Genomic DNA, 25,729 nt, shown 5'->3' with positions numbered 1-25,729 from the left:
CTGGAATGCGAATAGAGGCAAATTGCGGCAACTTCACAGAAGCGTTACCGCTGTGATCATGAACCGAGGCTGAATGCCGTTTTGGGAGCATTATGTTTGGCAACCGATGCACATCGCATCGATTTACGAGGCGCGGCGATGGCCACATCGTGCTTTCGTCATGGTCATCAAAGTGTGAGAATCTGCTCCGCGTGGGAGCAATCACCGACCCAGCAACTGATGTTCCGTTGCGCCATTAATCAAATGTCTTTTTTGTTTTAGCTGCATGGCCGTTCGCTGCCATGCCCGCAGAAAAATTCTGCGCAATATCCGCAAGGGTCACACCCTGCAATCGGCTCAAAAGCAGTTGCTCTGCTTCCTTGAAGACACTTTCAAGCTTTTTATTAACCGCTTGTTCTATAACGCAACCGGGCATGTCATAGGCGGGGCCGACAGCGAAAATAGAAGGTTCCCCGACCGCGCGGTAAATGTCCAAAAGTGTCAGCTGGTCGAGTGGCCGCGCCAGTGTCCAGCCGCCTCCGTGCCCCTTCTCTGAATGCACATAGCCCTCTTTACGTAACCCTGCCATCGTGCGTCGGATCACCACCGAATTGGTATCCAGCATCGCTGCAATTTCTTCAGACGTCATCGCGCCATCATGATGATCCATGTGGATCAAAACATGCAACATGCGAGAGAGCCGACTATCCTGCCTCATATGCGTTCACTCTTTATATCTGCCTGATAGGACTGACCCGTTTATCGAACATTTCCTGTCAGAAAGCAATTTGACACACCGTAAGTTACATGACTATTGACTCGAGGATATCATGTAACTTATGGTGTGCCATGTCCATTTTAACCCGCTTGATGTCCTGCCGAGGAGGTTCGTGCAGACAGCTCTGGCGCGCCATCGTCAACGGCTATCAAATGACCGGATAAACAATCATGCAAAATTACGAGACCATCATCATTGGCGGTGGCCCTGCGGGGCTTTCCGCAGCCTTGATCGCAGGACGCGCTCTGCGCAGAGTGCTTGTCATCGACGGAGGCGAGCCTCGAAATCAGAAAGCTCCCGCCATGCACAGTTATCTGTCGCGGGATGGGATTCTGCCACAAGAATTTCGGAAGGTGTCGCGTGGAGAGCTGTCGCGTTATGACACAGTGACCTATCGCGACGGTCTTGCCCAGGCGATCTGGCCAACAGATGGGGGCTACTCAGTAGAATTGGTCGATGGAGACATTGTTTCTGCGCCCAAAATTCTCCTCGCTCTTGGCGTGATGGACCAGCTTTCGGACATTGAAGGCCTTGCGAACAACTGGGTCCGCGGCGTTCATCATTGCCCTTTCTGCGATGGCTTTGAGCATCGCGGCGAGCATTGGGGTGTACTTGCGGAAACAACAGCAATGCTGGATCACGCCGGTTTCTTCAAGAACTGGGCGAATCGCCTGACCGTCTTCACCAATGGCGCTGACCTACCAGCCGATAAACTGTCAGATCTGTCACGCGCAGAGATCAATTTGGTAACAATGCCCATCAAAGAAGTTCTTAGCGGTGATGGTCACACCATCGGCGGCATAATGCTCAAGGACGGTCGTCGAGAGGATATCCAGTCGCTATGGATCAGACCATTTCAAAGCCAAGCACCCATCGTCACGGGACTGGCACTCAATTTGCGCGAGGATGGGGGCCTGTGGCGCAATGAGATGAATGAGACTTCGTTGAAGGGAGTCTATGCCGCGGGTGATTGCGCGGCAGGGCCAATGCAGCAGGCCATCCTTGCCGCAGCCGATGGCGCCCGCACGATGTTTTCGATCATTCATAGCCTTGTGACCGCGCATTAAAGACATGCTTCACGAAGGCAGCTTGAAACGGCTGCCTTCGGGTCAGATAATGCTTGAACTTAATCCAGCACGTAGCAGGCTTTTCCTTTGCCCGGTGCCGGATCTCCGAACGAATAATTGTCGCAATCGACTCCGTCACGGAAAGTCCGTTCGATAAAGCGACCTTTCGCGCCATAGCGAACCCGTTTGCGCCCGTAGAAGTCGCAATATCCGCCTTCCTTCGCGCAAGGCCGCCAATCGCGATCCCGATCATAACGGTCGGGGCGATCCGGACGACCGGGGCGGTCGTAACGGTCACGGACAACGAAAGAGCAGCTCTTCTTCTTGCCCGGTGCTGGATCGTTAAAGACGCGGTTCGAGCACGGCACTTCCGGACGATCGATAAAGCGAGAGGTGTTGCGTCCGCCTGTCCCATAGACCACTTCAGCCGGGTAAGGCAGCCGGCAAATACCGCCTTCACTTGCACAACGCTGCAATTCTGCCGCCGACGCGGATGTTGCGAGCAGCGGCGAAACCATTGTCATCACACCGCCCAGACATAGCGATGCAACCATCTTTTTAACTACAGATACCATACTGGGGTCCCTCCATATGCGCCGGACTATGCTTTAAATCCAACAGTTTGAATAGAGGATGAATGAGGTCGTACGCTTTGCGCTTAAGATAATTGCATCGCCATATGGCGCAGACCTTTTACGGCACCTAAAACAGAAAAAGCCCCGCAAAACGGGGCTTTCCTGAAAAGACTAGAGCTGAGTTCGCTTAGCCCTTCGGGCTCAAATTCATGGAGAACCACTTTTCCGACATCTTGGCGAGCGTGCCATCTGTCCGCATTTCGCCCAGTGCATTGTCGAGCTTGGCTTTCAGTTCTGGCTCTTCCTTGCGCAGGCCGATGCAGACATTGGTAGCCTGAATGCCACCAACCAGAAGCGGCCCGGTGATCTTCAGCCTGCCATTGCTCTTCTCAGCACGGTCACGCGCGAAAACCACATTATCGTACTGACCGTCAACACGACCGGATTCGAGATCCAATTTAACCTGTTCCGATCCCTTATAGGTGCGGACCTGAACGGCATCACCGAAGTTCTGTTCGACAAACTGCAACTGGCTGGTCGAAAGCGACGCACCAATTGTCTTGCCTTTCAACGCTTCTTTGAGATCAGCAATCGCCTTTTTGCCTTCATCTGTATCTGTGGAAAGGCTTTCACCCGTATGCGGCAGATTGGCCAAAGGTCCATCAGCTGGCACCAGGAACGTATTCGGCGTAATCACATAAGGATCGGAGAAATCGATGACCTTGCGACGCTCTGGGTTTGGGCCCATCGTCAGTACTACGTCGAATTTTCCGGCCAGCAGCGACGGAATCTGGCTGTCCCAATCCTGCGCGACAATATTGCATTCAAGCTTGGCGCGCTTGCAAACTTCCTTAATGACATCGAGGTCAAGGCCCTGAAGCTCTCCGCCCGGGCTTGTAAGGTTGAAAGGCGGAAAGGCGCCCTCGACACCAACGGTCACAGCTTTCCAGTCTTTCGCCAAAACGCTGCCACTGTAAAGCATCGATAAAGTGCAAAGGCCAATGGCCGCAATTTTCTTCAGCATAGTTCCCTCATGCTTATTTGTGTTTTTTATCTGCAATGCGGGCGGCGATTACGCGCTTTTCTCTGCCCGGTTGCAAAGAGTTTGAACCCGCTGATCAGCGATGAAAAGCGGAATTTGGTTCATATATATGAACTTTGTTCTGCTTTATGAAATCCCTGCATGACCGGCACACGTAAACACACCCGGTCCAAAAATCGGGCCAAAGTTAGTTTCAGCTGCACCGCAAAGTTCTACTTATCAACCATTTAGCTTGGCATAGCATGCAATATCCGCGTGGGTCGCAAACCATATATCCTTATGGGTGCTAATATGCGCAATCAGTTCTTTCAGTATCCAGATTCTCGAACGGTGCCCGATGATATCCGGATGCATGGTCAGCTGGAAAATGCCACCCTCTTCGTAAGCTGCATCGAACTCCCGGAGAAATATCTGGAGAATATCGTGCGGTGCGATCTGCGGGCGTAACCCACCCCATCTGTCCATGACGAGATAGGCTGCGTCATCTCGAATCCATTCCACAGGTAGTTCGGTGACACCACACGGCTCGCCATTAAGCAAAAGCTCGTAGCAATCTACATCCGCCATAAGCGATGAATCGTAGATCAATCCCATTTCAGAAGTGATCTGCAATGTGTTGTCGCTGAAATCCCAGGACGGCGTACGAATGCCGACCGGGCGAACACCGGTGATCTTTTCCAGCGTATCAGCGGCACGATGTTGAAGATCGCGCTCTGTTTCACCGTCAAGCAATGTGTTGCGCTCGTGTATCCAGCCATGAAGGGCAATTTCGTGCCCCTCGCCGATCAGGGCGCGTTGCTCATCAGGATAATGCATGGCCGAAATGGCAGGCACGAAGAATGTGGCCGGGATGTTATCGCGGCGCAGAATTTCGCGGATACGAGGGATACCCTGCCTTGGGCCAAACTGCCCCTGCGACAAAGCCGATATCGATTTTCCGCCATCACGCAGTTCAAACGTGTCATGGTCTGAATCGAAGGACAAAGCGACTGCGCATCGAGCGCCGCCTTGCCAGGAAGACGGTTTGAAACTGCGGCCAGCGCGGGCACGATTCATGATGGTCTGAAGCCGTTCTTCAGACCATGTCCAGGTTGGAACAGGCGCGTCAGTTGTCATGATGTCGGCCCTCCACTGACCGATAATGTCTGGCCCGTGATCCAGCTCGCAAAAGGAGATGCGAGAAAGAGCACAGCATTCGAGATGTCTTCCGGCAGTCCGATCCGACGCAACGGAATTTCGTTTAGCATTGCGGCCTGCCCCTCATCACCATAGGAAGCCCACTGACGCTCATAGTCTGGGCTGGTGCGCAAAAAGCCGGGAGCAACGGCGTTGACGTTGATCCCGAATGGTCCAAGCTCGTGACCCAGCTGGCGGGCAAGACTGATCAACGCAGCCTTCGCGCTCGCATAAGCCTGAATGCCAGTGAGGCTAACGCCAAGACCGGCGCCGCTGGAAATGAAGACCATTTTGCCCGTGCCCCGCCGCTTCATGGCCGGGACAAGTGCCCGCGCGACCAGAAATGCCCCGCGCACATTAATGTCGTAGATGCGATCCCAATCAGCGGCTGGAACGTTTTCCACCGCACGCTTCTTCTGTCCGAGGACACCACCGGCAACATGGACGAAGATATCAAAGCCTCCACTGGCCTCTTCTACCGCCGCCAATGCGGCTATCGCGGCTTCATCGGTCACATCCAGATGTACTGTTCTGATCGAGCCGCCACGCCCGGGCTGTGCCTCACGGGCCAATTCTGTCAGTTCATCGTCCAAAACATCGGTAGCCGTGACGATTGCACCGTCCGCAGCAAATGCCTCGCAGATAGCCCGCCCAATTCCCCTTGCGGCTCCGGTCACCAGAACCCGCTTTTCTTTGAATTCTATATCCATGTTATTGCTTGTCTGCTGTTGTTGGTTTGTATCCAAGGCGCGCGCTCAACTCTGCCGCATGCTTGACGACAGCGTCGATCATGCGCTGACGGCATGCGGTAAAGCGCGATGAGATGGTGGCCATATTGAGCGTTGCGACCACTTCGCCGCTGGCATCAAAAACTGGAGCAGCGACGCCGGACCCGCCGACAACCGCCTCTTCGTCACAAATTGCAAAGCCGTCCTCACGGGCAACTTCAATGATACGACGTATCTGTACGCGATCGATCACGGTCTTATCCGTCAAAGGAACGATCCGTTCTTTGGCCAGATAGGAAGATGTCTTTTCCGGCTGCCAATGCGCCAGAAGAACCCGCCCCATTGCCGTGCAATAGGCAGGATCAGACCCTGTCAGATCGGAATCGAAGCGGACCGCCTGATGACTGACGCTCTTGGCGAGAAGCTTAACCCGCCCATCCTTGCGGCGTGTGCCGAGAAAAACGGTTTCGCCCTCACTGTCACGCATGGCGTCCATAATCGGCTGAGCCGTCGCGATCAGATAGGCATCGCTGCCGCTCGACCAGCCCGGCCCGTCACGAAACGTCTCATGGATGCGATAGGACTCGGTATCGTCCCGCACCACATAGGCGCGGGCTACCAATGTAGCCAGCAGATTGAACGTGCTGCTTTTGGGATAACCAAGCTCAGCGACAATTGCTTTGAGCGTCACCGGCTTATGCGCACGACCGAGGAATTCGAGGATCTCGAGAACCCGAACGGCCGACTTAACTTCACCACTGTTTTCAATGTTCATATATGTGAACCAAATTCCTATTGTGGAATAATGTGGCAGACATACGATCAAGTGGCAATACAAAAAGGAGCGCATCTGGAAATGAACTCACAAAACAAGGTTGCCATTGTTACTGGCGGGGCAAGAGGCATCGGAAAGGCTTGCGCTCTCGATCTGGCGCGTGCGGGCTATGACATTGCGCTGGTTGATCTGCTGGAAGTGGAACTGGCGGCAACCGCAGCCGAAATTGAAGGCCTCGGCGTCAAGGCGATCTCCTGCGTGGCCGATGTTTCCAGCCACAAGCGGGCTGGTGAAGTCGTCGCACAAACCGTTGAAACATTTGGCCGTCTTGACTTTCTGCTCAACAATGCAGGCCGTTCTGCCCCGGTTGGCATTCTCGACATTTCGGAAGATGAGTTCGACCGCGCGATCGCCATCAACCTGAAAAGCTGCTTCAATTATATCCAGCATTCGGCGCCACATATGCTGAAACAGGGCGGCGGCCGCATTGTTTCCATGTCGTCGCTCAATGCACTTTCCGGGGGTGTGACCGCAGCCGTCAGCAGGTTTGCCTATGCTGCCGCAAAAGCCGGCATTCTGGGCATGACCCGCTCGCTCGCCAAGGAACTCGGCCCGAATATCGCCGTAAATGCGATCTGCCCCGGCGTCATCCGCACCGAGATCGACACGAATGTTACCGAACGCGCCGATGAAGTCATCAAGGGCATCGCGCTCGGTCGCCTTGGTTGTGCTGACGACGTGGCACGCCTTGTCACGTTCCTTGCCACATCCGAACCGTGCTTCATAACCGGTCAGGCATTCACGGTTGATGGCTTTCAATTCAATGTTTGACATGAACGCAGAAGGAAGTAATCAGCACCACTTCAGATTACTCCCTTCGACGGGATTGCGCTGAAAAGCGCAATCCCGAACATAAGGGCGACAATAACGGACCTCAATACAATGGGAGCCAGACGATGGAGGGTCGAGCTATGGCGAAGAACCATCACGATATCTGGGATATTGTGAACGGCAAAAGTGCCGCTTATTTCGAACTCAGCGACACGGTTTGGGATCATCCTGAGACCAATTATGAAGAATATGAGTCCAGCGCAGCTCATGCTGCAATGCTTGAAGCTGAAGGGTTTCGCGTCTCGCGCGGCATCGCAGGACTGCCGACCGCCGTCATGGGCGAAGCAGGTGACGAAGGTCCGGTCATTGCCATTCTTGGCGAATTCGATGCCCTTCCCGGCTTGAGCCAGATCGCGGGCATTGCAGAAGAACAGCCCATCGAGGCAGGCGGACACGGCCATGGCTGCGGCCATAATCTGCTTGGCGCCGGTTCACTTCTGGCAGCGGCGGCAGTGAAGCAGTATCTCAAAACACATGGGATTAAGGGACGTGTGCGCTATTACGGCTGCCCGGCGGAAGAAGGCGGATCAGCCAAGGGCTTCATGGTGCGCGAAGGCCTTTTTGACGATGTCGACGTCGCCTTTTGCTGGCACCCGGCACCTTTCGCAGGCGTCAACGACCCCGTATCGCTGGCCTGTAACGAAATAAGCTTTCATTTCACCGGTCGCGCGGCCCATGCAGCCTCCGCCCCCCATTTGGGACGCAGCGCTCTCGACGCCGTTGAGTTGATGAATGTCGGCGTCAATTACATGCGCGAGCACATGCCTTCTTCGGCCCGCATTCATTACGCTGTGACGGATACCGGCGGTTTCGCGCCCAATGTCGTGCAGGCCAAGGCCAGCGTGCGCTATCTCATCCGCGCGCTGAGCCTGCCCGTGATGCAGACCTTGTTGGAGCGGGTTAAGAAGATCGCCGACGGCGCAGCGCTTATGACGGAAACGACGGTACGCAGCGAAATTGTTAGCGGCGACGCCAATCTGATCGGCAACAAGCCGCTGGAACGGCTTATGCAGCGCGAGCTGGAGCGTTTGGGACCACCCGTATTCGACGCAAAAGATCAGGAAATGGCACAGCGTTTTCAGGCCACGCTGACCAAGGAAGACATTTCTGACGCATTTCGCCGTTTCGGCGTCGAACCGAAGGAAGGCCTTGCTCTTTGTGAAGATGTTTATGAACCCTATAAGGGAGACAATTCCCTCGTTGGTTCGACAGACGTTGGTAGCGTGAGCTGGGTTGTCCCCACCGTGCAGATGCGTGGCGCTACCTGCGCTATTGGCACGCCGCTCCATTCGTGGCAAATGGTGGCGCAAGGTAAATTACCTGTGGCTCATAAAGGAATGGCTCATGCTGCAAAGGTCATGGGAAGCACGGCAGTGGAACTGTTTTTGCATCCCGAACGGATTGTAGAAGCCAAACAGGACCACGTGAAAAGGCTTAACGGCGATGTTTTCGTCAATCCTATTCCAGATAGTGTGCAGCCTGCCCTGCCCGTCGCAGCGAAATGAAACATGGTCCAGCGCGACCGCCGGAAAGTGAAATGAACTTCAATCAATCCTTCAAGAATTGGCCTCTCGCATCATGAAGGCTTTTTTCGACATTCTAAGCTTCGGCCCCGACGGCTGGGGCTATGTTCTCGTGATGGCGGCTTTGGTAACGGTCTCGCTGGCCGTTGTCGGTTTCCTGCTGGGTGCAACCATTGGCGTATTCGCCGCCTGGGCAAAGATTTCCGGCGGACGCACACTGCGCGGCGTTGCTGATGGCTACACCACCATCATTCGTGGCGTTCCCGATCTTCTGGTGATCTATCTGTTTTATTTCGGCGGCAGCGCCGCCGTTACGGCGCTTGGAAAGTTCTTCGGCGCTCAAGGCTTCATCGGCTTTCCCGCTTTTCTGGCTGGCGTGCTGGCCATTGGCATTTCCTGCGGTGCGCATCATACGGAAGTGTTTCGCGGCGCATTCAGAGCCGTATCCAAGGGAGAGCTTGAAGCTGCATCGGCCTGCGGCATGGGTCAGGCGCTCAAATTTCGTCGTATTATCGCGCCACTGGCCCTGCGCCATGCGCTGCCCGGTCTTGGCAATGTCTGGCAGGTTGCGTTGAAAGAATCTGCTCTGATCTCTGTTGTCGGCGTGGTCGATATTCTGCGTCAGGCGCAGATCGGCGCAGGCTCGACTGGACTCCCTTTCAACTTCTTCCTGATTGCAGGCGCACTCTATCTGCTGATTTCCTCGGTTTCCGGCAGCATCCTGCAAGCTGCTGAACGTCATTTCTCGCGTGGCGTCAGGAGGGCAAAATGAACCTTCAATTCTACACAGAATCCTTTCTGGCAATGATGGGCGGGGTGCCATTGACGTTGCAGCTTGCGGCCATATCCATCGTGTGCGGCGCAATTCTTGCCCTGCTGTTTGCTATGATGCGGTTGTCGGGAATAAAGGTCCTCGACTGGATTGCTCGGCTCTATGTGTTCGTGTTCCGTGGAACGCCGCTTCTAGTGCAAATCTTCATCATCTATTATGGTCTCAGCCAGTTTTCGACGATCCGCTATTCGTTCTTGTGGCCCATTCTCCGTGAGCCATACTGGTGCGCAATCATCGCGCTGACGCTGAACAATGCAGCCTATGCCAGCGAGATTATTCGCGGCGGTCTGCTGTCTGTGCCGCACGGCCAGATTGAGGCGGCAAAAGCCTGTGGCATGTCGCGTTTCACCTGCTTCCGCAGGATCGTGATGCCGCTTGCTATCCGACAGGCGCTACCCGGCTATGGCAATGAAATGATCTCGATGATCAAAGCAACCTCGCTTGCCTCCATCATCACGCTCATGGAAGTCACCGGCATTGCAGCCAAGCTCATTGCCGAAAGCTACCGCGTGATTGAGGTGTTCGTGATTGCGGGCGCGATCTATCTTGCTATCAATTTCGTTCTGACACGCTTGCTGCTGATCGCCGAATACAGGCTCACGCCCTATTTGCGCCAGCCCGTCGCTCGTATCTCCACCGAAGGAAAAACATCGTGAGTAAAGCCATCTCTCCCAACGCACCGGTGGCGCTAAAAGTCGAAAACCTGCGTAAAAGCTTTGGCGCGAATGAAGTGCTGAAGGGCATTTCGCTTGAAGCGCGCGAAGGCGAAGTCATTTCTATCCTTGGCTCTTCCGGCTCCGGAAAATCCACTTTGCTGCGTTGCATCAACCTTCTGGAAATTCCAACATCCGGCACCGTCACCGTTTCTGGCGAAACGATCCGGATGGCCAAGAACTCCAAGGGCGAAGCCTATCCCGCAGACAAGAAGCAGGTCTCGCGAATCCGCTCCGAACTGGGCATGGTATTCCAGAGCTTCAATCTCTGGTCACACAAGACTATTCTTGAAAACATCATCGAAGCGCCGATCTATGTTCAGGGTCGGCAGCGCGCGGAATGCATTGCAGAGGCCGAAGCGCTACTCGCCAAGGTTGGCATCGCAGATAAGCGCGACTTCTACCCCTCACATCTCTCCGGTGGTCAGCAACAGCGTGCCGCCATTGCCCGCGCATTGGCAATGAAGCCAAAGGTGATGCTGTTCGACGAGCCAACCTCCGCGCTTGATCCCGAACTCGTCGGCGAGGTACTGCGTGTCATGCGCGGCTTGGCCGAAGAAGGACGCACCATGCTCGTCGTCACCCACGAAATGGGCTTTGCCCGTGATGTGTCGAACCGGGTCATCTTCGTCCATCAGGGGCTGGTCGAAGAAGACGGCGCGCCCGAAGATGTGTTTACAAACTCCAAATCAGAGCGTTTTCGCAAGTTTATCAGCCATGAAAACGCTGGCTGATTATTTCAAACGTCACTGATTTATGCCAAAAGACCGCTCAGCACTTAACTGCAGTAAGGTAATTAAGATGAAGACCAAGGGATTGTTCAAAGCCCTTCTCGTTTCGGCCCTCGTTGTGACCGCTGCTTCGGCCCATGCCGAAGAGAAGAAGTGGACCAAGCTCACCATCGCGACCGAAGGCGCGTTCCGTCCATATAATTTCACCAAGCCAGACGGTACGCTGGACGGTTATGAAATCGAACTGAGCAAAGACCTCTGCGCCCGCATGAAGGTTGAGTGCACCATGATTGCACAGCCTTTCGACGGCATCATCCCGGCCTTGAATGCAGGCAAGTTCGACGCGATCATGGCTGGCCTTACCGCTACGCCGAAGCGCGAAGAAACCATCGACTTTTCCGTCTCTTATGGCTTGACCCCGCAGACCTTCGCCACGCTGAAGGATAGCCCATTCGCAAAGCTGCCACATACGGGCGAAACGCTCTATCTGGCCAAGGACGAAGCTGCGGCTCAGAAGGCGATTGACGACGTCAAGGCTGAAATCAAGGGCCGCACAATCGGTGTACAGACTGCCTCGCTCGGCCTCTCGCTGCTCGACAAGTATTTCAAGGATTCTGCCGATATTCGTGAATACAAGACCACCGATCAGCACGACCTCGACCTCAAGTCGGGCCGCGTCGATCTTGTCGTCGCTTCATTGGCTTATCTGAGCGATGCGGCCAAAAAGCCCGGCAATGAAGATATTGTCATGACCGGTCCTTTCTTTAAGGGCGGCATTCTGGGTCGCGGCGTCGCCGTTGGTCTTCGCAAGAACGAACCTGAACTTCAGAAGATGTTCAATGAAGCCATTGAAGCCGCTAAGGCCGATGGCACCATCAAGCGTCTTTCTGAGAAGTGGTTCGGTTTCGACGTGACACCGTAATCGATTCGTCAGCGATACTGTTGAAAGGCCGCCTCAAGGGCGGCCTTTTTTATGTCAAGAAGCCGCTTGATCAGGCGCCGTATTTCGACTCCACCGGCCACACTGACTGGAGCTTTTCACCACCTAGAATACGGTCACGGGCCGAAGCTTCGTTTGCGCCCAGCTTGTCGGCCTGATCCGCGACTGCAGCAACCATGTTCTTAGGGATGACGACAACGCCATCGATATCCGCGAAGATGACGTCGCCCGGCATGATCTTCACGCCGGCGATTTCGATTGGAACTTGCGAGAGCTTCGGTTCCATCTTGCCGGATACCGAAACCGGAGACCGCGCGCGACCGAAAAGCGGATAGCCAAGATGGCGAACCTGCGCGATATCACGCACCGTTCCGTTGACGATCGTGGCAGCCGCGCCCCGCGTTTTCGCGCCTGTGCTCATCAGCTCTCCCGAGCAGGAACCCTGCGCGCAGGACGCATCAACGACAACAATACCGCCCTTTGGCGCGTTGTCGATGGCATTGTGATAGACATCCTGCGGCTGATTGCGTCGTTCGCTTGGCGCAAACTGCACCGTGACTGCGGGACCGCAAACCACTTCGCCCGGCTTCAATTCACCCTGTAACGATATACCGTCCAGATAGCCCCAGCCACCCAGTTGTTCAAGACTGTCATGGACATCGCCGGAATACCATTTCGAAAGACGCTCGATCGACGCCCAGTCTGTATCGGAATAATCGAAGTTGCTCATTTGGTTTTGACCTTGTTCTTGAGATTTGAATTGTCTAGCGCCACCTTGAGATAACGCGAACTTTCATCGATCTGTCTGCGAATGGATTGCCGGGCGGTCTCGGGTTCTCTGGCCTTGATGAGGTTGTAAATTTCCTCATGCTCGGCAAACCCATCTTCCAGCGATTTGTTCGGCACGCGGCTCGTGACCCGGATGACGTCGATGATGATCGAGAAAAGATTGTCATAAACGACATTGAGGATTTCGTTGCCCACGGAATGTACGAGCCCAAGATGAAAAGCGGCATCGCTGTCGGTAAAACGGGCCATGTCATTGGCGTCAGCCGCAGCCCTCATACTGGCAAGCGCTTCGTCAACTTCCGGCGTCATCACCAGGTCTTCCGAACTCAGTCGCGTCACGACTTCCGTCTCGATGATCCGGCGCACATCCATGAGTTGGACGAGATAGTCGGAATTATTGGCAAAGAGCTGTTTGACAGTCGTTGCAAGCGAACCGAGAAATTCTCCGACATCGTCACGTACAACAAGCGCTCTTTCACCGTGTTTGCGGCGAACGAGCCCCTTTGTTTCGAGGATTTGAAGCGCTTCACGAACAGATCGCGTGCTTACATTGAATTCACGCGCCATTGCGGCTTCGGCAGGCAGACGATCGCCAATCTTGAGCTTGCCGGAAAGTATCTGAGCTTCCAGCGCCTCAACGACCGAGACGTGCAGCTTGTCACGATCAGGTAACGCGCGCCTCGTCAGATATCGATTGTCTGCCTGTTCTGTCACCATGCCGTAAAGCCTCCATCCACAACGACATTCGAACCTGTCATATAGGACGAGGCATCGGATGCCAGAAACTGTATCACGCCATTATATTCATCGATCTCTGCTTGTCGGTTCATCGGAACGCGTTCGAGAAACGCATCCACAAATTCCTTGTCAAAGTTTGCAGTTTTCACGCCACCGAACGAAATCAGGTTTACTCGGACATTTTTGGTTCCCCAATAGGTGCCAAGATAGCGGGTCAAGTTGACAAGACCGGATTTGGAAGCCGCATAGGAGACGGCCTTGATGAAAGGCTCGCCATCTCGTGCTTCGCGATATGCATAGAGCGCCTGATTGGGCGACACGATGCCGTAGATCGAACCGACATTGATGATGCTGCCGCGTCTGGCGTCGGCCATCTTCGAGCCGATGACCTGACAGCACAGCATCACACCCGTCAGATTGGTCTCGATGATCTCGTTCCAGTATTTCTGCGGGTAAATTTCAAAAGGGCTGTTCTGGTCGGCAGAGCCAGACGGCTTTGAATCAATGCCAGCATTATTGACGAGAATATGCGGTACACCCCAATCGGCGATGAGCTGTTCGGTTGCCTGCTCAAGGCTGGCCTTGTCCGTAACACTCGCGACATAAACGCGAATGTTCTTCGTCAAGCCCGGAAACTTCGCTTCGAGATCGGCAGCGTCGATTGCCCGACGGCTGAAGATCGCCACCTTGGCGCCAGCTTCGGCAAGCGACTTGCTGAACTGGGTTCCGAGCTGCCCCAACCCGCCTGTTACAATGGCGATCTTGTCTCTCACACTGAACTTGTCTGTCATAATTTCATTCCTGCACCTTAGAGCTCGTTTCGATCTGACCGGATCAGATCGGCGCTCTAAATGTTTGTTTTAACGCGCATCTTTTCCAAAAGCTGTTTCATGCTTTTCGGGATGCGCTCCAATCTGCTGGCTTCGGGGTCGTCCAAGTTCTCAAGAGCAAGGTTCCGTTCCATCAGTATTCAGACCAGCACCGTGGCGGGTCGTGTCTTTCACAGCCCCGCCACGGCAGTTGTGTCACGACCGAGGCAAGTCACTGGCCAGCAGTTTCTGCGGGTCCAGACGAGCGCCATGATATTTTTCGTAAATGTCGATCAGCTTGCCGTTGTCGAGATTGGTCTTGATCCACGCGTCGATCCATTCCTTGAGCTTCGGCTCGTTCTTGCGGAGTGCAATACCCAGCGGGTAAGCCTTGGCTACAAACTTTTCTTCGAGGTCGAGCTTGGGATTGGCCTTGATCAATTCCGTCAGAAGCGGGCGGGACGTTGCATAAATTGCAATCTGGCCGCTGGTGACTGCCGCACTCGATGTTGGATCATCCTCAAACCGCACGATCTGCACGCCGGCAACATCCGCCGTCTTTTCCGTCAGATTGGTGTCGTTGACCGTACCGCGCGTGACCGCAACCGATGCATCGGTTAGATCCGCATAGGATTTCACTTTTGCTTCTTTGGGTGCTGCAACGACAATTGCGGTTTCAGCATAGGGAATGCTGAAATCAACAACCTCCAGCCGCTCCTTTGTTATTGAAAGCGTGGACACCGCCAAATCTGCCTTGCCTGAGACAAGAAACGGAATGCGACCTGAGGTTGGAACTGTCAGGAACTCCACATCCACGCCCAGGTCCTTGGCCAACAGCTTCGCTGTTTCGACTTCCGAGCCTGTCGGCTGGAACTGTGCATCGCGCATCGCATAGGGCGGATTGCCAAGATCAATGGCGACCTGCAGTTTGCCTTTCTGGCGGATCGTATCCAGTTGATCGGCAAAAGAGGTCTGGGGCATCATGGCCGCCATACCGATGCCAAGTCCCATTATTGCCAGAAATCTTCTCTTGTTCAGAATAGTCATATTTCCTCCTCCTGTTGTTGATGATGTCGCTCCTCATCGACACCACATGCTTATGATCGGATGTTCAGTGATGCGCGCCAACGAAGCTGCGCAATTCAGGTGTTTGCGGGCTTGCCAAAATTGTCGGCTCGCCCTGTTCGCAAATCTGGCCCTGATGCATGAAGACAATTCTGTCTGCCACGCGCTGGGCAAAATCCATTTCGTGGGTGACGAGCAGCATCGTCATGCCACCCCGCGCCAGATCTTCGATGACCTTCAGCACTTCTCCGGTCAGTTCAGGGTCCAGCGCCGAAGTGACCTCGTCGAACAGCATGACCTTCGGCTTCATCGCGAGTGATCGGGCAATGGCTACACGTTGCTGTTGTCCGCCGGACAATTGCTCGGGATAGGAATCTATCTTTTCCGCCAGTCCAACCTGCCGCAAAACCGTCTCGGCTATTTCGCGCGCGGCGGGTCTTGTCAGTTTCTTGACCCAGCGCAGCGCCAGAGTGATATTTTGTTCAACCGTCAGATGCGGGAAGAGGTTGTAGCTTTGAAAGACAATGCCAACATCCTGTCGGAGCGCGCGCAGATTGATATTGGGATCACTGACACGATGATCGCAAACCCAGATATCCCCGCTGTTGACGGTTTCGAGCCGATCGACACAGCGAAGCGCTGTGCTTTTGCCGGAACCGCTTCGTCCGATCAGAGCAACAACCTGTCCCTTCTCAATTTCGAGATTGATACCTCTGAGCACTGGCAGCGAGCCATAGCTTTTATGAACATCAACAAACTTAACGACGGCTGACACTGTACATCCTCTCGAATTTCCGGCTGGCCGCTGAGAGCGGGAAGCAAATGCAAAAGTAGAAGAATGCGATCACGAGATAGGTCGTGAAGGGCTGGAACGTCGAAGCGTTGATTTCCTTGCCGATATAGGTCATCTCGGCCATGCCGATGATCGATGCGAGCGACGTGTTCTTGACGATCTGGACCATGAAGCCGACTGTTGGCGGCGTTGCGATGCGAATAGCCTGGGGCATGATGACGAAGAACAGCCCCTGCAATCCAGTCAAGGCCAGACAATCCGATGCTTCCCACTGCGTGCGTGGCACGGATTGCAGGCTACCTCGCCAGATGGCGCCAAGGAAGGCGCTCGCGAAGATCGTCATCGCAACGCTGGCCGCAAAAAGTGACGAAACTTCAATGCCGAAGACCGGCAAACCGAAGTAAACGATGAACATCAGGATCAGAACCGGTGTGCCCTGCACCAGAACGGTATAACCATCGACCAGAGCAACCAAAGCCTTGTTCTTTGCTATTCCAGCCAGCGCCACGGCAAAGCCAAGCAGGCCGCCGAATATGAAGGCGATGATCGAAAGCAGAACTGTCCAGACCAAGCCTTGAAGCAGAACTTCGATGTGAATCCAGGAGAAATTCGTAAACATCCCGACCTCCTAAAGATTGGTGCCAAGACGGCGTTTGCGTGGAAACAACGCCAACCCCAGAAGCTTGAACAGTCCCCGCATCAATAGGGAAAGAACGAGATAAATCACCAGAATGACGAGATAGACTTCAAAAGAACGAAAGGTCGTCGACTGGATTCTGGACGCAGCTCCGGTCAGCTCTTCAGCCGATATCTGCGATGCAACACTTGTTGCCAGCATCAACAGCACATACTGACTGACGAGCGCGGGATAGACCTTCTCAAGTGCTGGCGGCAGCATAATCCCTGCAAGCATTTGCAGCCGGGACAGTCCCAGTGTGTCAGCAGCTTCCAGCTGGCCGGGGTGAATGGCCTGCAAGCCCGCGCGAATGATCTCGCTGGAGTAAGCGCCAACATTGATGGTCAGGCCGATTAGCGCCGAGGTCTGGGCGGAAAATTTGACGCCCATGGAAGACAGTCCGAAATAGACCAGAAACAGCTGCACGAGCAGAGGTGTATTGCGGATCGCCTCGACATAGATCGCCACGAGAATGCGCAGGAACTTGTATTTGCTGATGCTGGCAACCGCACAGATCGTGCCCAGCACGAAGCCCAGCGCCGTGACAATCAGGGACATTTGGATCGTCGCCAAAGTACCTTTGAGCAGCAGCGGCCAATACTGGCTGAGGAAGCTGAAACTGAACTCGTAACTCATAGAAACTTCACCAATTCGGACGAAGAACCCTGCAAGGCACAAGTCAGTTTCTGATCCACGCCCTGCCACAGACAGGCAGATGCTGCGCCTGAAACACAGCCGCACGCGATCACGCAATCCAAGATTGCAGTGTACAATCCAGTCACAAATATTTCCTCCCAAGCTCGATGTGCTCCACCCTCACAAGGGTCTCCTCGAAGCGACATCTGCTCAATTTCAACCAAGCTAATTCCAACTTATGACATATGTCAAGATCGCGGGCGGATTTCTTTGCTATGGGGATGAAACTTACATTTCCACCCGAAACTTATTCCGCTTTTGGTCGAAAAATCGCCGTGTGCGCCATAGGCAGACGGTACAAAAGCAAACCAACCGGCAATAACCGGTTGGCTTACTTTGCTAACAACTCATTGAAATATTTTAGTAATAGCGTATCCGCCATCAATCACAACGGCTACGGACGAAAAAGAATATCGCCCGTTTTCCGTTCACTCCCATTTAGGCAAGTGCGGCACTTAAATCATGGGAGAGATCATTGATTTCCCGCAGGTCGAGCTCGGATTCCACATGTTCAAGGTGGTGTGCCATCAGATCGGCGGCCTTTGTGACGTCGCCATGCAGAATCGCTTCCACAATCTCCGCGTGTTCATCAGGCCCGCAGTTGAAGCGGTTGGTATTGCGGTAGACAGCCGTGATGAGAGAGGTGCGCGAAATGAGATCGCGCATCGTTGTGAACAGAAAATCAGAGCCCGTCAATTCGGCCAGCAGCAGATGAAAACCACCTGACAGCTTGATAATATCTGTCGTGACATTGTTCTTGTTGGCGACACGTTCTTTCGCAACATGTTCGCGCAAAATCTTGATCTTGTCCTTTGACGGAGAACGCCCAAGGCGCTCGACCACACAACGCTCAACAGTCCGGCGTACGAAGAACACATCCCGCGCTTCTTCCACGGTCGGCTTGCAAACAAAAGCGCCGCGATTGGGAATAATCGTGACAAGCCCTTCCCGTTCAAGCGCGGCAAGCGCCTGACGGATACGCGCACGGCTGACGTGAAAAATCGTCGCCATCTGCTCTTCTTTAAGCTGCACCCCCGGACGCAGACGGCGCTCGGCAATGGATAGCCATACTTTCTCAACAATCTGCTGCGTCGAGACACCTGTCTGATCAGTCATGGTCTTGCTCCCGTTCCGATTCAGGAAGCGTGATGCGACCGAAAAAGTCAACTATTGCAACCGCAAAGCGCCTACAAAATTGTCAACAATACATCGTGATGCATCTAATTCAGGCACAAATTCCGCAGATGGCGTCCGTATTGCCCGTCTTCACACGCGGATAGTCATAGGTGTTCACCTTCGAAGTCGCGTAGCCCGCTCCGACCAAAGCTTCGGCAAGCTTCACCGCCGCCGCAACGCCGTCGATCACCGGAACGCCCGTTGCATCCCGCAACCGGTCGCACAAGGACGTCATGCCCGCGCAGCCGAGAATGATCGCCTCTGCCCGATCTTCGCGCTTGGCGAGTTCGATCTCGTTGATCAAAAGCCGTTCTGCTTCCGCAGGATCATCTTCCAAGCCGAGTACCGGCAAATTGATCGCACGCACTTTTCTGCAATGACGTTCTGCGCCGTAATCACTGACCAGATCTTCGATGATCGGAACCGACCGCGGCAAGGTCGTGATAATTGAAAAGCGCCGGCTGATCGTCATGGCCACCTGTACCGCCGCCTGACAAATACCCAGTACCGGACCCTTCGCGATCTCTCGCGCCGCATGCAGGCCGGGATCGTCAAAGCAGGCGATCACATAGGCGTCCACACCTTGCGCTTCACCTTTTCGGATTTCCGCAAGCATGCCCGGCACAGCCAGTGCTTCGTCGGTTCCGCCTTCAATGCTGACAGGCGTGTCGGCAGGATTTGAGGCTGAGACCGTGGTGCTGCTGTGTTTGACGAGCAGAGCACTATCAAGAGCTTGCGCTGTCATAGACGCTGTTGAGTTAGGATTGATCAGATGAATGTGCATGGTAAAAATTCTCGAAGAACCGTCGTTCTGGCCTAGTTTTCCGGCTTCACGAAATCGGCGATGGTCGGTGCCTTCAAAACGAACTGACGATCTGAAGTGATGTAATTGTCGGCGTGAAGCCGGGCAATCGGTTGATAGAATTCGGGATCGACGTAGTGGCCGTCGGCATCCAGACAATTGCGACGAACGTGCATATGCACCACCTCACCCAGGATAAGCGCGCGACGCGGATAATCGATCACACGTTCGACACGGCACTCGAAGGTGCAAGGTGCCTGCTCAGCAAAAGAGACATCGATTTTCTGGCAGGGTGTCGCTGACAGCCCGGCCATCTCAAGCTCATCGACTTCGCTGTCGAAACCCAATCCGCAGATCAGCATCTGTTCCGACAATGCCATGTCGACCATGCTGATTGCGAACTCGCCGGTGCGACGGATATTCGCCAGCGTGTCCTTCTCCTCACCGGAAAGACGTGGTTGAATGCCCAGAACGACAATGGCCGGGTCGTGCGAAAACACGTTGAAGAAACTCATCGGCGCGGCATTGCTATGGCCTGCTGGTGAACGGGTTGTCACAAGTGCTATCGGTCGTGGACCGATGAAATTCGTCAGGAGCCTGTAACGGCTTTGAGGGTCCAACTCTTCAAAATCGAATTCCATCACGTCCCCAGAACCTGATTTATTATCTACAATAATGTTTCATATTGTCGACAATTTAACAACCCGCTTTAATCCCGACTGGAGCACTTATCCGCAGATCTCGGCACCTGCTTTAAACGTGCAACAGTAGCCCAATGCGGTGCCTGAACACCCTACCTATATCAGGCAGCTGCTGCGGCCTCTTCCACCAAATGACAGGCGACGCGTGTGCCATTCGACAAAGTCTGCATCTTCGGCGCTTCTTGCGCACAGCGCGCCACCGCAAACGGACACCGCGGATGGAATGTGCAACCCGAAGGCGGTTTCAGCGGGCTTGGAACTTCACCGCTTGCCGGTGTGCGGTTGCGATTGGGAGATCCAATGTTGGGGATCGTCTGCAACAAAAGCTGCGTATAGGGATGACGCGGCTGCGCGAAGAGTTCTTCCGTATTACCCTCTTCAACAATCCGCCCCAGATACATGACCGCGATACGATCGGACATGTGGCGAACGACGCTCATATCATGGCTGATGAAGAGGTAGGTCAGGCCCAGCTCATCCTGCAAGCGGCGCATAAGATTGAGCACCTGCGCCTGCACCGAAACGTCCAGCGCCGAAGTCGGCTCGTCGCAAACAAGAAACTCAGGCTCGCTCGCCAAGGCACGCGCAATTGAAATGCGCTGCCGTTGCCCACCGGAAAACTCATGCGGAAACTTTTCGCCGTCGGAGGGTGAAAGCCCGACAGTACGCAGAAGTTCCTCCACGCGCTCGGAGACTTCCGCCGCTGTTTTGCGCAGTTTCAATTCGCGCAATGGTTCAGCGATGATGTTCTTGACGCGCCAACGAGGATTGAGCGAGGCATAAGGGTCCTGAAATATCATCTGCGCCGTCAATGGCGCACCACTTTTGCCGGGCGCAAACCGCATTTGGCCGCTTGTTGCACCATGCAATCCGGTGACCAGTCGGGCCACGGTTGACTTTCCGCATCCACTTTCACCAACGATACTCAGACAACCACCTGCTGGCACCGTAAAGCTGATATCGTTGACAGCCTGGAGGTACTGGCGCGGCTTGCGCTCTATCACTCTGTTGAGCCATGGAGCCGAGACATCAAATGTCTTGACCAGACGCTCGACGGTCAAAGCCGCAGTTTCTTTCGACGGGTTCGTCATACGCTGCTTCCTGTGTTGAGCCAACAAGCGCTAGCGCCAAGATTGGGGTTTTGACTGATAAAGTTGAGTTCGGGACGCTCCTGAAGGCAACGTGGCACCGCCACCTTGCAACGTGGATTGAAAGCGCAACCCTTGGGAATAGCGTCAAGACGCGGCATTGAGCCATCGATCTGATTCAGCTTTTCCACGCGCGCACCAAGCGACGGGATCGAGGCCATCAAGCCCTGTGTATAGGGGTGACGCGGCTGATGCAGAACCTGTTCGACAGGCCCGATCTCAATCAGTCGCCCCGCATACATTACGGCAATGCGATCAGCGGCTTCGGCAATCACGCCCATATCGTGCGTAACGAGCATAACAGCGGTTTGCTTTTCCTTGCAGAGTTTCCGCAGGAGCGAAATGATCTGTGCCTGGATCGATACGTCCAGCGCCGTCGTCGGTTCATCGGCGATGACGAGCTTAGGGGAAGCGGCAAGTGCAAGTGCAATCACCACGCGCTGCCGCATACCGCCAGAGAACTGATGCGGATACTGGTTGACGCGGTCCTCCGGCGAAGGAATGCCAACATCGCGCAACAACTGGATAGCCCGTTCACGCGCCTGAGCCTTGCCAAGACCAAGATGCCGCCGGATTGTTTCGACAAGCTGCGCGCCCACCGTGAACAGCGGATTGAGCGAGGTGAGCGGATCCTGAAAGATCGCGCCGATTTCACGTCCGCGAATTTTCTCCATGGCGCGGTCATCCAGTGTGTCTATCCGGCGCTTGCCAAGCCACACTTCACCGTCGGCGATATGCCCAGGCGCTTCCAGCAGGCCCTGAATGGCCAGACCGGTCATCGACTTGCCAGCACCGGATTCACCCACAACACCAAGGATTTCACCGGGCCGGATCGACAGGCTGACATCTGACAGAGCGGTAACCGTGCCATGACGCCCTGGAAAATCCACGCGCAGATTGCGCACTTCCATGATTGGTTCTTGCATGTCATGCATTGAAATCACCTTCTATCGGATAGCTGGAAGGGAAGATTTCCGCGACAGGAGGATGGTTCCAGCTGCGCTCGGGATATTTGGCGATAAGTCCGTCGAACTGGGCCTGTGCCTGACGACGAGCTTGTTCCATATCCAACCCTGCAAGCTTTCGATTAATCATGGAAGCGCGGCCATCGACAAAGACCGCGCGCGTGATCTTGCCCGAACCGCCTGTGACAATGGTCGTGATGGGGTCAACCGTCGCGGCCATGATGGTATCGCCGAGATCGAAGATCGCTATATCCGCTCTCGCACCCGGTGAGAGGTGACCGAGATCACCGCGTCCGAGTGCTTTCGCGCCACCTATGGTCGCCGCGTCAAAAAGATCCGCTGACCGCAAACGATCCGGCGCGCCATCGGCGATGCGGCCAGCGATAAGGCCCGTCAGCAAATTCATGAGCATATCTGGCGGCGTGGTATCTGTGCCCATGGCAATATTGATCCCCCGCTTGCGGCAAGCAGAGAAGGATTTGAGGATCGAACCGCTGCGTGCCGATACCAGCGGACAATGCACAATGGAAACGCCATTGGCCGCATAGAGGCCCAGATCTTCATCCGTTGCGTTCGTCGCGTGAGGTGCAATCATCTGGTCGCTGAGCAGACCATGTTTCGCAAGCCAGACCGGAGCAGTCGAGCCATGCAGCATCCGCACAGTATCGACTTCCATCGTGCCTTGAGCCATGTGAAGACGGAACTTGCAGCCAAGATCGCGCGCCGCTGCATCAGTGCGTTGCAACAATCCAAGTGTCGAAGTCTCGACCCGATCCGGGGCCAACATACCGCGCACCAGATCGCCGTGACGCCCATTCTGGCGCTCGATATAGGCAATGGCGTCTTTCAGCCCCTGAAAACCACGCTCTTCGTCGAAAACCGGAATAATCTTTCCCGGTTCTTCCAGAACCATACCGCCGGAACGGTAGGCAGGACTCAGGTAAACGCGTAGCCCCAGTTCACCAGCCGCCTCGGCAGCAGCATCGAACTCGGCAACTGTTTCGCCCCATTCTCGATAGAATAGAGAGGCGATAGGCGCTGCCGTGGTGATCCCGTTCAACAGGAGTTGGCCGAACGCAAAGCGCTTTTGAAAAGCCAGCTCGTCCTGACTGTACATCTCATAAGGGCCAGCCTCGACATAAGACCGTGGCCAGACGCGACCCTTGGCCCAACCAGGATGGTTGTCTATGCCAAGAATGGTGGTGTCGAGGTCCGACAAGGCATCAAGATCAATGAGACCCGGCGAGATTAGCGCATTGCCGAAATCGATGCGGCGCGCCAGTTCTCCGGTGAAGCCATGTCCAACAAAGACAATCTCGCCATTGTCGAAAACGACTTCACCATTGCGTAAAAGCGTATGGTTGCCATCCTTGTGCCCAACCACCCAACTGGCGGTAATCAGAGTCCGTCCATCAGGACGCTGACCGAGGGTTAATGTGTCAATAGCATTGTTCATCACGGCATCTCCACCACAGCAACGCCGTTGCGTGCAGTGACGCGACCGTTTTTGACCACCAGAGGGCGCGGCGCGATATCCACCACGGCATGGGCCAGTGTTTCACCCGTCAAAAGGGTGAAGTCGGCATTGCAGCCCACATCGAGACCATAGTTTTCAAGACGCATCACATCCGCGCCGCCTTGAGAGACGATGTACAGGAGATGTTCGAGATCATGGTCCGAGCGGACACCGTTTTTCATGCCAATGATCTTGGCACGGTCTAGCATATCCGGCTGGCCCCAAGGTCCCCAGGTGTCGCGAATGCCATCACAACCACCACCAACGCGCACGCCCGCTTCCTTCAGGCGTTTGATCGACGGCACCGTGGCCGATGGCGCGCCGGTCGTCAAAATTGCGACATCCAGAGCCGCGATCTGTTCGATCAACTGGCCGACGCGCAAATAATCATTCATGCCGAGCGCGAAAGCATGGCTGATCGCCACCTTCCCTTCCATACCGTTGGCGCGGATACGCTCAAAGATGAGTTCCATCGTGAACGCGCCAAGATCGCCGGTCTCATGCAGATGAATATCAATCGGTACGCCGTGCTTGAGTGCGAGCGCGAACAGAATATCGAGCTGACCCTTTGGGTCGCGATCAATACCGCATGGATCAATACCACCCAGAACTTCACAACCCTGACGCAAGGCCTCATCGAGCAATTCTTCCGTACCAGGCATGACCATCAGACCCGACTGCGGGAATGCAACGATCTCGATATCGATGATGCCTTTCAGCTTCTCGCGTGTTGCCCAGACGCCTTCGACCAATGACAATCCATGAGTGGGGTCGATATCGACATGGCTGCGGATATGCGTTGCGCCATGGGCAGCAAGACCGATGGCATGACGCATCGACTGGCGATGCGGATCAAGGCCGATTTCCAGCCGGTGCTCGCGTTCGAAGTCGATACGTTCGCGCAGAATCGCGGCACGATTATTGACATGCCAGGGCATGCCCCAGGTCGTCTTGTCGAGATGCGTATGCGCATCAATCAGGCCGGGCGCCATGATTGCATTACCACCATCTTCGATGGCCATGCCCGGCTCTGCCTCGAACCGTCCGAAACCCGCAATCTTCCCATCCTTGATCAAAACGTCGCACGTATCGCCAGCCTTAGGGCGCACATTGCGGAGCAAAAGATTGTTCATCAATATTACCTCAGTTTCGGATTGAGAGCATCGCGCAGCCAGTCGCCAAGCATATTGACGGCCACGACCAGCAGGCAGAGCTGAATGACGGGGACGAGCACGATCCACCAGGAACCGGAAAACAGGAACTGGTTGCCGATACGGATCAGTGTCCCGAGAGAAGGCTGGCTCGGCGGCATGCCGATGCCGAGGAAGGACAGCGTGGCTTCGGTAAGAATGGCCATGCCGAAATTAAGCGTAGCCGCCACCATGATTGGGGTCAGCGTGTTCGGCAGGATATGTCGCGCCATAATGCGGCGCGCCGGAACGCCGATCAGACGGGCGGCGGACACATAATCCTTGCCGGTTTCAACGATGGCCTGAGCGCGGACAGTACGGGCATATTGCACCCATGCGGAGAGCGCGATGGCCAGAATGAGAACCGCGGATGCTCCGACCTCGCGCAGGCTGACAGGCAACATCTGTCGCACGACGGTTGAAACCAGAATGGCGACCAGAATGGTCGGGATCGACAGCGTGATATCGCCGATGCGCATCAATAGATTGTCGATAAAACCGGCGAAATAGCCGGAGACCAAACCGGCACTCATGCCGATGAGCAAGGAAAGCACAACGGAAGCGATGCCGATAACGATGGAAATGCGCGTGCCATAAAGAATGGCTGACAGCATATCGCGCCCTTGCGTGTCGGTGCCCAGCAGGAAGGGCCATTCGCCGCCGTCTTCCCAGATAGGCGGCAGCTCTGCTTTCCACATATCGAGTGCAGCGCCATCATAGGGGTTTTGCGGTGCAATGAGGGGTGCAAACAATGCCGTCAGGATCAGGATTGCGAGCAGTGCTGCGCTGATCATTGCGGTCTTGCTGTGTGTGAACGACCACCACAAGTCGCTTTTACGAATCCGCTGTACAACCGACGGGCGGGAGATGGTAGTGGTTTGCGTGGTTGGGGTGCTCATCGGCTTTGACTCCACA

General features: G+C 54.9%; 28 protein-coding genes. 7 read left to right on the top strand and 21 right to left on the bottom strand.

Translation table 11 applies throughout. The annotated features are described in order from the left end of the window. Positions 1 to 235: 235 nt before the first annotated feature. Complete coding sequence (locus HWD97_RS15855; RefSeq protein WP_109366012.1) at positions 236 to 697, bottom strand: Rrf2 family transcriptional regulator; 462 nt, start codon at positions 695 to 697, stop codon at positions 236 to 238. 230 nt (positions 698 to 927) lie between these two features. Between HWD97_RS15855 and HWD97_RS15850 the strand changes: the two genes are divergently transcribed. Continuing rightward, a complete protein-coding gene (locus tag HWD97_RS15850; RefSeq protein ID WP_371835240.1) occupies positions 928 to 1,824 on the top strand; it encodes an NAD(P)/FAD-dependent oxidoreductase in 897 nt (298 codons plus the stop codon). Between the two features lie 59 nt (positions 1,825 to 1,883). Here HWD97_RS15850 and HWD97_RS15845 read toward each other — a convergent pair whose 3' ends face one another. The 5 genes from HWD97_RS15845 to HWD97_RS15825 form a co-directional block, all read right to left on the bottom strand. Next, on the bottom strand, positions 1,884 to 2,399 hold the full coding sequence (locus tag HWD97_RS15845) for a hypothetical protein (protein ID WP_121537854.1): 516 nt from the start codon (positions 2,397 to 2,399) through the stop codon (positions 1,884 to 1,886). A 187-nt stretch (positions 2,400 to 2,586) separates the two neighbouring features. Further along, positions 2,587 to 3,423 carry a transporter substrate-binding domain-containing protein gene (locus HWD97_RS15840; protein ID WP_371835239.1) on the bottom strand — a complete coding sequence of 279 codons (837 nt, stop codon included), beginning with the start codon at positions 3,421 to 3,423 and terminating at the stop codon, positions 2,587 to 2,589. Positions 3,424 to 3,660: 237 nt separating this feature from the next. Then, positions 3,661 to 4,557: a polysaccharide deacetylase gene (locus HWD97_RS15835; RefSeq protein WP_371835238.1), complete on the bottom strand. Its 897-nt coding sequence runs from the start codon at positions 4,555 to 4,557 to the stop codon at positions 3,661 to 3,663. Next, complete coding sequence (locus tag HWD97_RS15830; RefSeq protein WP_371835237.1) at positions 4,554 to 5,327, bottom strand: SDR family NAD(P)-dependent oxidoreductase; 774 nt, start codon at positions 5,325 to 5,327, stop codon at positions 4,554 to 4,556. The genes HWD97_RS15835 and HWD97_RS15830 overlap by 4 nt, the downstream gene beginning before the upstream one ends. A 1-nt stretch (position 5,328) precedes the next feature. Beyond that, positions 5,329 to 6,120, bottom strand: a complete 792-nt coding sequence (locus HWD97_RS15825; protein ID WP_371835236.1) for an IclR family transcriptional regulator — start codon at positions 6,118 to 6,120, stop codon at positions 5,329 to 5,331. A gap of 81 nt (positions 6,121 to 6,201) precedes the next feature. Between HWD97_RS15825 and HWD97_RS15820 the strand changes: the two genes are divergently transcribed. The 6 genes from HWD97_RS15820 to HWD97_RS15795 all read left to right on the top strand — a co-directional run bounded on the left by HWD97_RS15820 (position 6,202) and on the right by HWD97_RS15795 (position 11,732). Next, positions 6,202 to 6,951: an SDR family NAD(P)-dependent oxidoreductase gene (locus tag HWD97_RS15820; protein WP_109366426.1), complete on the top strand. Its 750-nt coding sequence runs from the start codon at positions 6,202 to 6,204 to the stop codon at positions 6,949 to 6,951. 140 nt (positions 6,952 to 7,091) lie between these two features. Beyond that, entirely contained in the window at positions 7,092 to 8,516 is a 1,425-nt protein-coding gene (locus tag HWD97_RS15815; protein WP_371835235.1) for a M20 family metallopeptidase, read from the top strand. 73 nt (positions 8,517 to 8,589) lie between these two features. Further along, entirely contained in the window at positions 8,590 to 9,306 is a 717-nt protein-coding gene (locus tag HWD97_RS15810) for an ABC transporter permease (protein ID WP_109366020.1), read from the top strand. Further along, positions 9,303 to 10,022 carry an ABC transporter permease gene (locus tag HWD97_RS15805; RefSeq protein ID WP_109366021.1) on the top strand — a complete coding sequence of 240 codons (720 nt, stop codon included), beginning with the start codon at positions 9,303 to 9,305 and terminating at the stop codon, positions 10,020 to 10,022. Before HWD97_RS15810 ends, HWD97_RS15805 begins: the two co-directional genes overlap by 4 nt. Further along, positions 10,019 to 10,813, top strand: a complete 795-nt coding sequence (locus HWD97_RS15800) for an ABC transporter ATP-binding protein (RefSeq protein ID WP_140025262.1) — start codon at positions 10,019 to 10,021, stop codon at positions 10,811 to 10,813. The genes HWD97_RS15805 and HWD97_RS15800 overlap by 4 nt, the downstream gene beginning before the upstream one ends. 67 nt (positions 10,814 to 10,880) lie before the next feature. Continuing rightward, positions 10,881 to 11,732 carry a transporter substrate-binding domain-containing protein gene (locus HWD97_RS15795; protein WP_283735278.1) on the top strand — a complete coding sequence of 284 codons (852 nt, stop codon included), beginning with the start codon at positions 10,881 to 10,883 and terminating at the stop codon, positions 11,730 to 11,732. Positions 11,733 to 11,802: 70 nt separating this feature from the next. Here the strand turns inward: HWD97_RS15795 and HWD97_RS15790 are convergent, their stop codons facing one another. From HWD97_RS15790 to HWD97_RS15720, 15 genes are all read right to left on the bottom strand, one after another. Further along, the gene (locus tag HWD97_RS15790) at positions 11,803 to 12,480 is read right to left on the bottom strand and encodes an RraA family protein (RefSeq protein WP_109366024.1); all 678 of its coding nucleotides are present in this window, start codon (positions 12,478 to 12,480) and stop codon (positions 11,803 to 11,805) included. After that, the gene (locus tag HWD97_RS15785; RefSeq protein WP_078337161.1) at positions 12,477 to 13,256 is read right to left on the bottom strand and encodes a FadR/GntR family transcriptional regulator; all 780 of its coding nucleotides are present in this window, start codon (positions 13,254 to 13,256) and stop codon (positions 12,477 to 12,479) included. The genes HWD97_RS15790 and HWD97_RS15785 overlap by 4 nt, the downstream gene beginning before the upstream one ends. Further along, on the bottom strand, positions 13,250 to 14,068 hold the full coding sequence (locus tag HWD97_RS15780) for an SDR family oxidoreductase (RefSeq protein WP_121537848.1): 819 nt from the start codon (positions 14,066 to 14,068) through the stop codon (positions 13,250 to 13,252). Before HWD97_RS15780 ends, HWD97_RS15785 begins: the two co-directional genes overlap by 7 nt. A 234-nt stretch (positions 14,069 to 14,302) precedes the next feature. Continuing rightward, a complete protein-coding gene (locus tag HWD97_RS15775; protein ID WP_283735275.1) occupies positions 14,303 to 15,133 on the bottom strand; it encodes a transporter substrate-binding domain-containing protein in 831 nt (276 codons plus the stop codon). A gap of 64 nt (positions 15,134 to 15,197) precedes the next feature. Further along, positions 15,198 to 15,926, bottom strand: a complete 729-nt coding sequence (locus HWD97_RS15770; RefSeq protein WP_371835234.1) for an amino acid ABC transporter ATP-binding protein — start codon at positions 15,924 to 15,926, stop codon at positions 15,198 to 15,200. Further along, positions 15,910 to 16,563, bottom strand: a complete 654-nt coding sequence (locus tag HWD97_RS15765) for an amino acid ABC transporter permease (protein ID WP_140025258.1) — start codon at positions 16,561 to 16,563, stop codon at positions 15,910 to 15,912. The genes HWD97_RS15770 and HWD97_RS15765 overlap by 17 nt, the downstream gene beginning before the upstream one ends. A gap of 9 nt (positions 16,564 to 16,572) precedes the next feature. Beyond that, entirely contained in the window at positions 16,573 to 17,256 is a 684-nt protein-coding gene (locus tag HWD97_RS15760) for an amino acid ABC transporter permease (protein ID WP_339441292.1), read from the bottom strand. 498 nt (positions 17,257 to 17,754) lie between these two features. Next, entirely contained in the window at positions 17,755 to 18,432 is a 678-nt protein-coding gene (locus HWD97_RS15755; protein WP_078337166.1) for a GntR family transcriptional regulator, read from the bottom strand. Between the two features lie 109 nt (positions 18,433 to 18,541). Continuing rightward, positions 18,542 to 19,276, bottom strand: coding sequence for an aspartate/glutamate racemase family protein (locus tag HWD97_RS15750; RefSeq protein ID WP_339441289.1), 735 nt, complete (start codon positions 19,274 to 19,276; stop codon positions 18,542 to 18,544). Between the two features lie 32 nt (positions 19,277 to 19,308). After that, the gene (locus tag HWD97_RS15745; protein ID WP_339441288.1) at positions 19,309 to 19,935 is read right to left on the bottom strand and encodes a flavin reductase family protein; all 627 of its coding nucleotides are present in this window, start codon (positions 19,933 to 19,935) and stop codon (positions 19,309 to 19,311) included. Between the two features lie 161 nt (positions 19,936 to 20,096). Continuing rightward, positions 20,097 to 21,086, bottom strand: coding sequence for an ABC transporter ATP-binding protein (locus tag HWD97_RS15740; RefSeq protein ID WP_371835233.1), 990 nt, complete (start codon positions 21,084 to 21,086; stop codon positions 20,097 to 20,099). Continuing rightward, the gene (locus HWD97_RS15735; RefSeq protein WP_371835232.1) at positions 21,083 to 22,078 is read right to left on the bottom strand and encodes an ABC transporter ATP-binding protein; all 996 of its coding nucleotides are present in this window, start codon (positions 22,076 to 22,078) and stop codon (positions 21,083 to 21,085) included. The genes HWD97_RS15740 and HWD97_RS15735 overlap by 4 nt, the downstream gene beginning before the upstream one ends. After that, the gene (locus HWD97_RS15730) at positions 22,071 to 23,564 is read right to left on the bottom strand and encodes an amidohydrolase family protein (RefSeq protein ID WP_371835231.1); all 1,494 of its coding nucleotides are present in this window, start codon (positions 23,562 to 23,564) and stop codon (positions 22,071 to 22,073) included. Before HWD97_RS15730 ends, HWD97_RS15735 begins: the two co-directional genes overlap by 8 nt. Then, the gene (locus HWD97_RS15725; protein ID WP_371835230.1) at positions 23,564 to 24,757 is read right to left on the bottom strand and encodes an amidohydrolase family protein; all 1,194 of its coding nucleotides are present in this window, start codon (positions 24,755 to 24,757) and stop codon (positions 23,564 to 23,566) included. Before HWD97_RS15725 ends, HWD97_RS15730 begins: the two co-directional genes overlap by 1 nt. A 5-nt stretch (positions 24,758 to 24,762) precedes the next feature. Beyond that, complete coding sequence (locus HWD97_RS15720; RefSeq protein ID WP_371835229.1) at positions 24,763 to 25,713, bottom strand: ABC transporter permease; 951 nt, start codon at positions 25,711 to 25,713, stop codon at positions 24,763 to 24,765. Positions 25,714 to 25,729: the final 16 nt, after the last annotated feature.

Source organism: Ochrobactrum sp. C6C9, from assembly GCF_022627935.1.
Lineage (GTDB): Bacteria > Pseudomonadota > Alphaproteobacteria > Rhizobiales > Rhizobiaceae > Brucella > Brucella teleogrylli.
The sequence above is the reverse complement of the archived record's forward strand: the minus strand, read 5'-3'. Positions and strand labels throughout refer to the sequence as shown.

Coding starts and splice junctions, on each gene's coding strand:
- HWD97_RS15855 (WP_109366012.1), bottom strand. CDS start 697: ATGAGGCAGGATAGTCGGCTCTCTCGCATGTTGCATGTTTTGATCCAC.
- HWD97_RS15850 (WP_371835240.1), top strand. CDS start 928: ATGCAAAATTACGAGACCATCATCATTGGCGGTGGCCCTGCGGGGCTT.
- HWD97_RS15845 (WP_121537854.1), bottom strand. CDS start 2,399: ATGGTATCTGTAGTTAAAAAGATGGTTGCATCGCTATGTCTGGGCGGT.
- HWD97_RS15840 (WP_371835239.1), bottom strand. CDS start 3,423: ATGCTGAAGAAAATTGCGGCCATTGGCCTTTGCACTTTATCGATGCTT.
- HWD97_RS15835 (WP_371835238.1), bottom strand. CDS start 4,557: ATGACAACTGACGCGCCTGTTCCAACCTGGACATGGTCTGAAGAACGG.
- HWD97_RS15830 (WP_371835237.1), bottom strand. CDS start 5,327: ATGGATATAGAATTCAAAGAAAAGCGGGTTCTGGTGACCGGAGCCGCA.
- HWD97_RS15825 (WP_371835236.1), bottom strand. CDS start 6,120: ATGAACATTGAAAACAGTGGTGAAGTTAAGTCGGCCGTTCGGGTTCTC.
- HWD97_RS15820 (WP_109366426.1), top strand. CDS start 6,202: ATGAACTCACAAAACAAGGTTGCCATTGTTACTGGCGGGGCAAGAGGC.
- HWD97_RS15815 (WP_371835235.1), top strand. CDS start 7,092: ATGGCGAAGAACCATCACGATATCTGGGATATTGTGAACGGCAAAAGT.
- HWD97_RS15810 (WP_109366020.1), top strand. CDS start 8,590: ATGAAGGCTTTTTTCGACATTCTAAGCTTCGGCCCCGACGGCTGGGGC.
- HWD97_RS15805 (WP_109366021.1), top strand. CDS start 9,303: ATGAACCTTCAATTCTACACAGAATCCTTTCTGGCAATGATGGGCGGG.
- HWD97_RS15795 (WP_283735278.1), top strand. CDS start 10,881: ATGAAGACCAAGGGATTGTTCAAAGCCCTTCTCGTTTCGGCCCTCGTT.
- HWD97_RS15790 (WP_109366024.1), bottom strand. CDS start 12,480: ATGAGCAACTTCGATTATTCCGATACAGACTGGGCGTCGATCGAGCGT.
- HWD97_RS15785 (WP_078337161.1), bottom strand. CDS start 13,256: ATGGTGACAGAACAGGCAGACAATCGATATCTGACGAGGCGCGCGTTA.
- HWD97_RS15780 (WP_121537848.1), bottom strand. CDS start 14,068: ATGACAGACAAGTTCAGTGTGAGAGACAAGATCGCCATTGTAACAGGC.
- HWD97_RS15775 (WP_283735275.1), bottom strand. CDS start 15,133: ATGACTATTCTGAACAAGAGAAGATTTCTGGCAATAATGGGACTTGGC.
- HWD97_RS15765 (WP_140025258.1), bottom strand. CDS start 16,563: ATGTTTACGAATTTCTCCTGGATTCACATCGAAGTTCTGCTTCAAGGC.
- HWD97_RS15760 (WP_339441292.1), bottom strand. CDS start 17,256: ATGAGTTACGAGTTCAGTTTCAGCTTCCTCAGCCAGTATTGGCCGCTG.
- HWD97_RS15755 (WP_078337166.1), bottom strand. CDS start 18,432: ATGACTGATCAGACAGGTGTCTCGACGCAGCAGATTGTTGAGAAAGTA.
- HWD97_RS15750 (WP_339441289.1), bottom strand. CDS start 19,276: ATGCACATTCATCTGATCAATCCTAACTCAACAGCGTCTATGACAGCG.
- HWD97_RS15745 (WP_339441288.1), bottom strand. CDS start 19,935: ATGGAATTCGATTTTGAAGAGTTGGACCCTCAAAGCCGTTACAGGCTC.
- HWD97_RS15740 (WP_371835233.1), bottom strand. CDS start 21,086: ATGACGAACCCGTCGAAAGAAACTGCGGCTTTGACCGTCGAGCGTCTG.
- HWD97_RS15735 (WP_371835232.1), bottom strand. CDS start 22,078: ATGCATGACATGCAAGAACCAATCATGGAAGTGCGCAATCTGCGCGTG.
- HWD97_RS15730 (WP_371835231.1), bottom strand. CDS start 23,564: ATGAACAATGCTATTGACACATTAACCCTCGGTCAGCGTCCTGATGGA.
- HWD97_RS15725 (WP_371835230.1), bottom strand. CDS start 24,757: ATGAACAATCTTTTGCTCCGCAATGTGCGCCCTAAGGCTGGCGATACG.
- HWD97_RS15720 (WP_371835229.1), bottom strand. CDS start 25,713: ATGAGCACCCCAACCACGCAAACCACTACCATCTCCCGCCCGTCGGTT.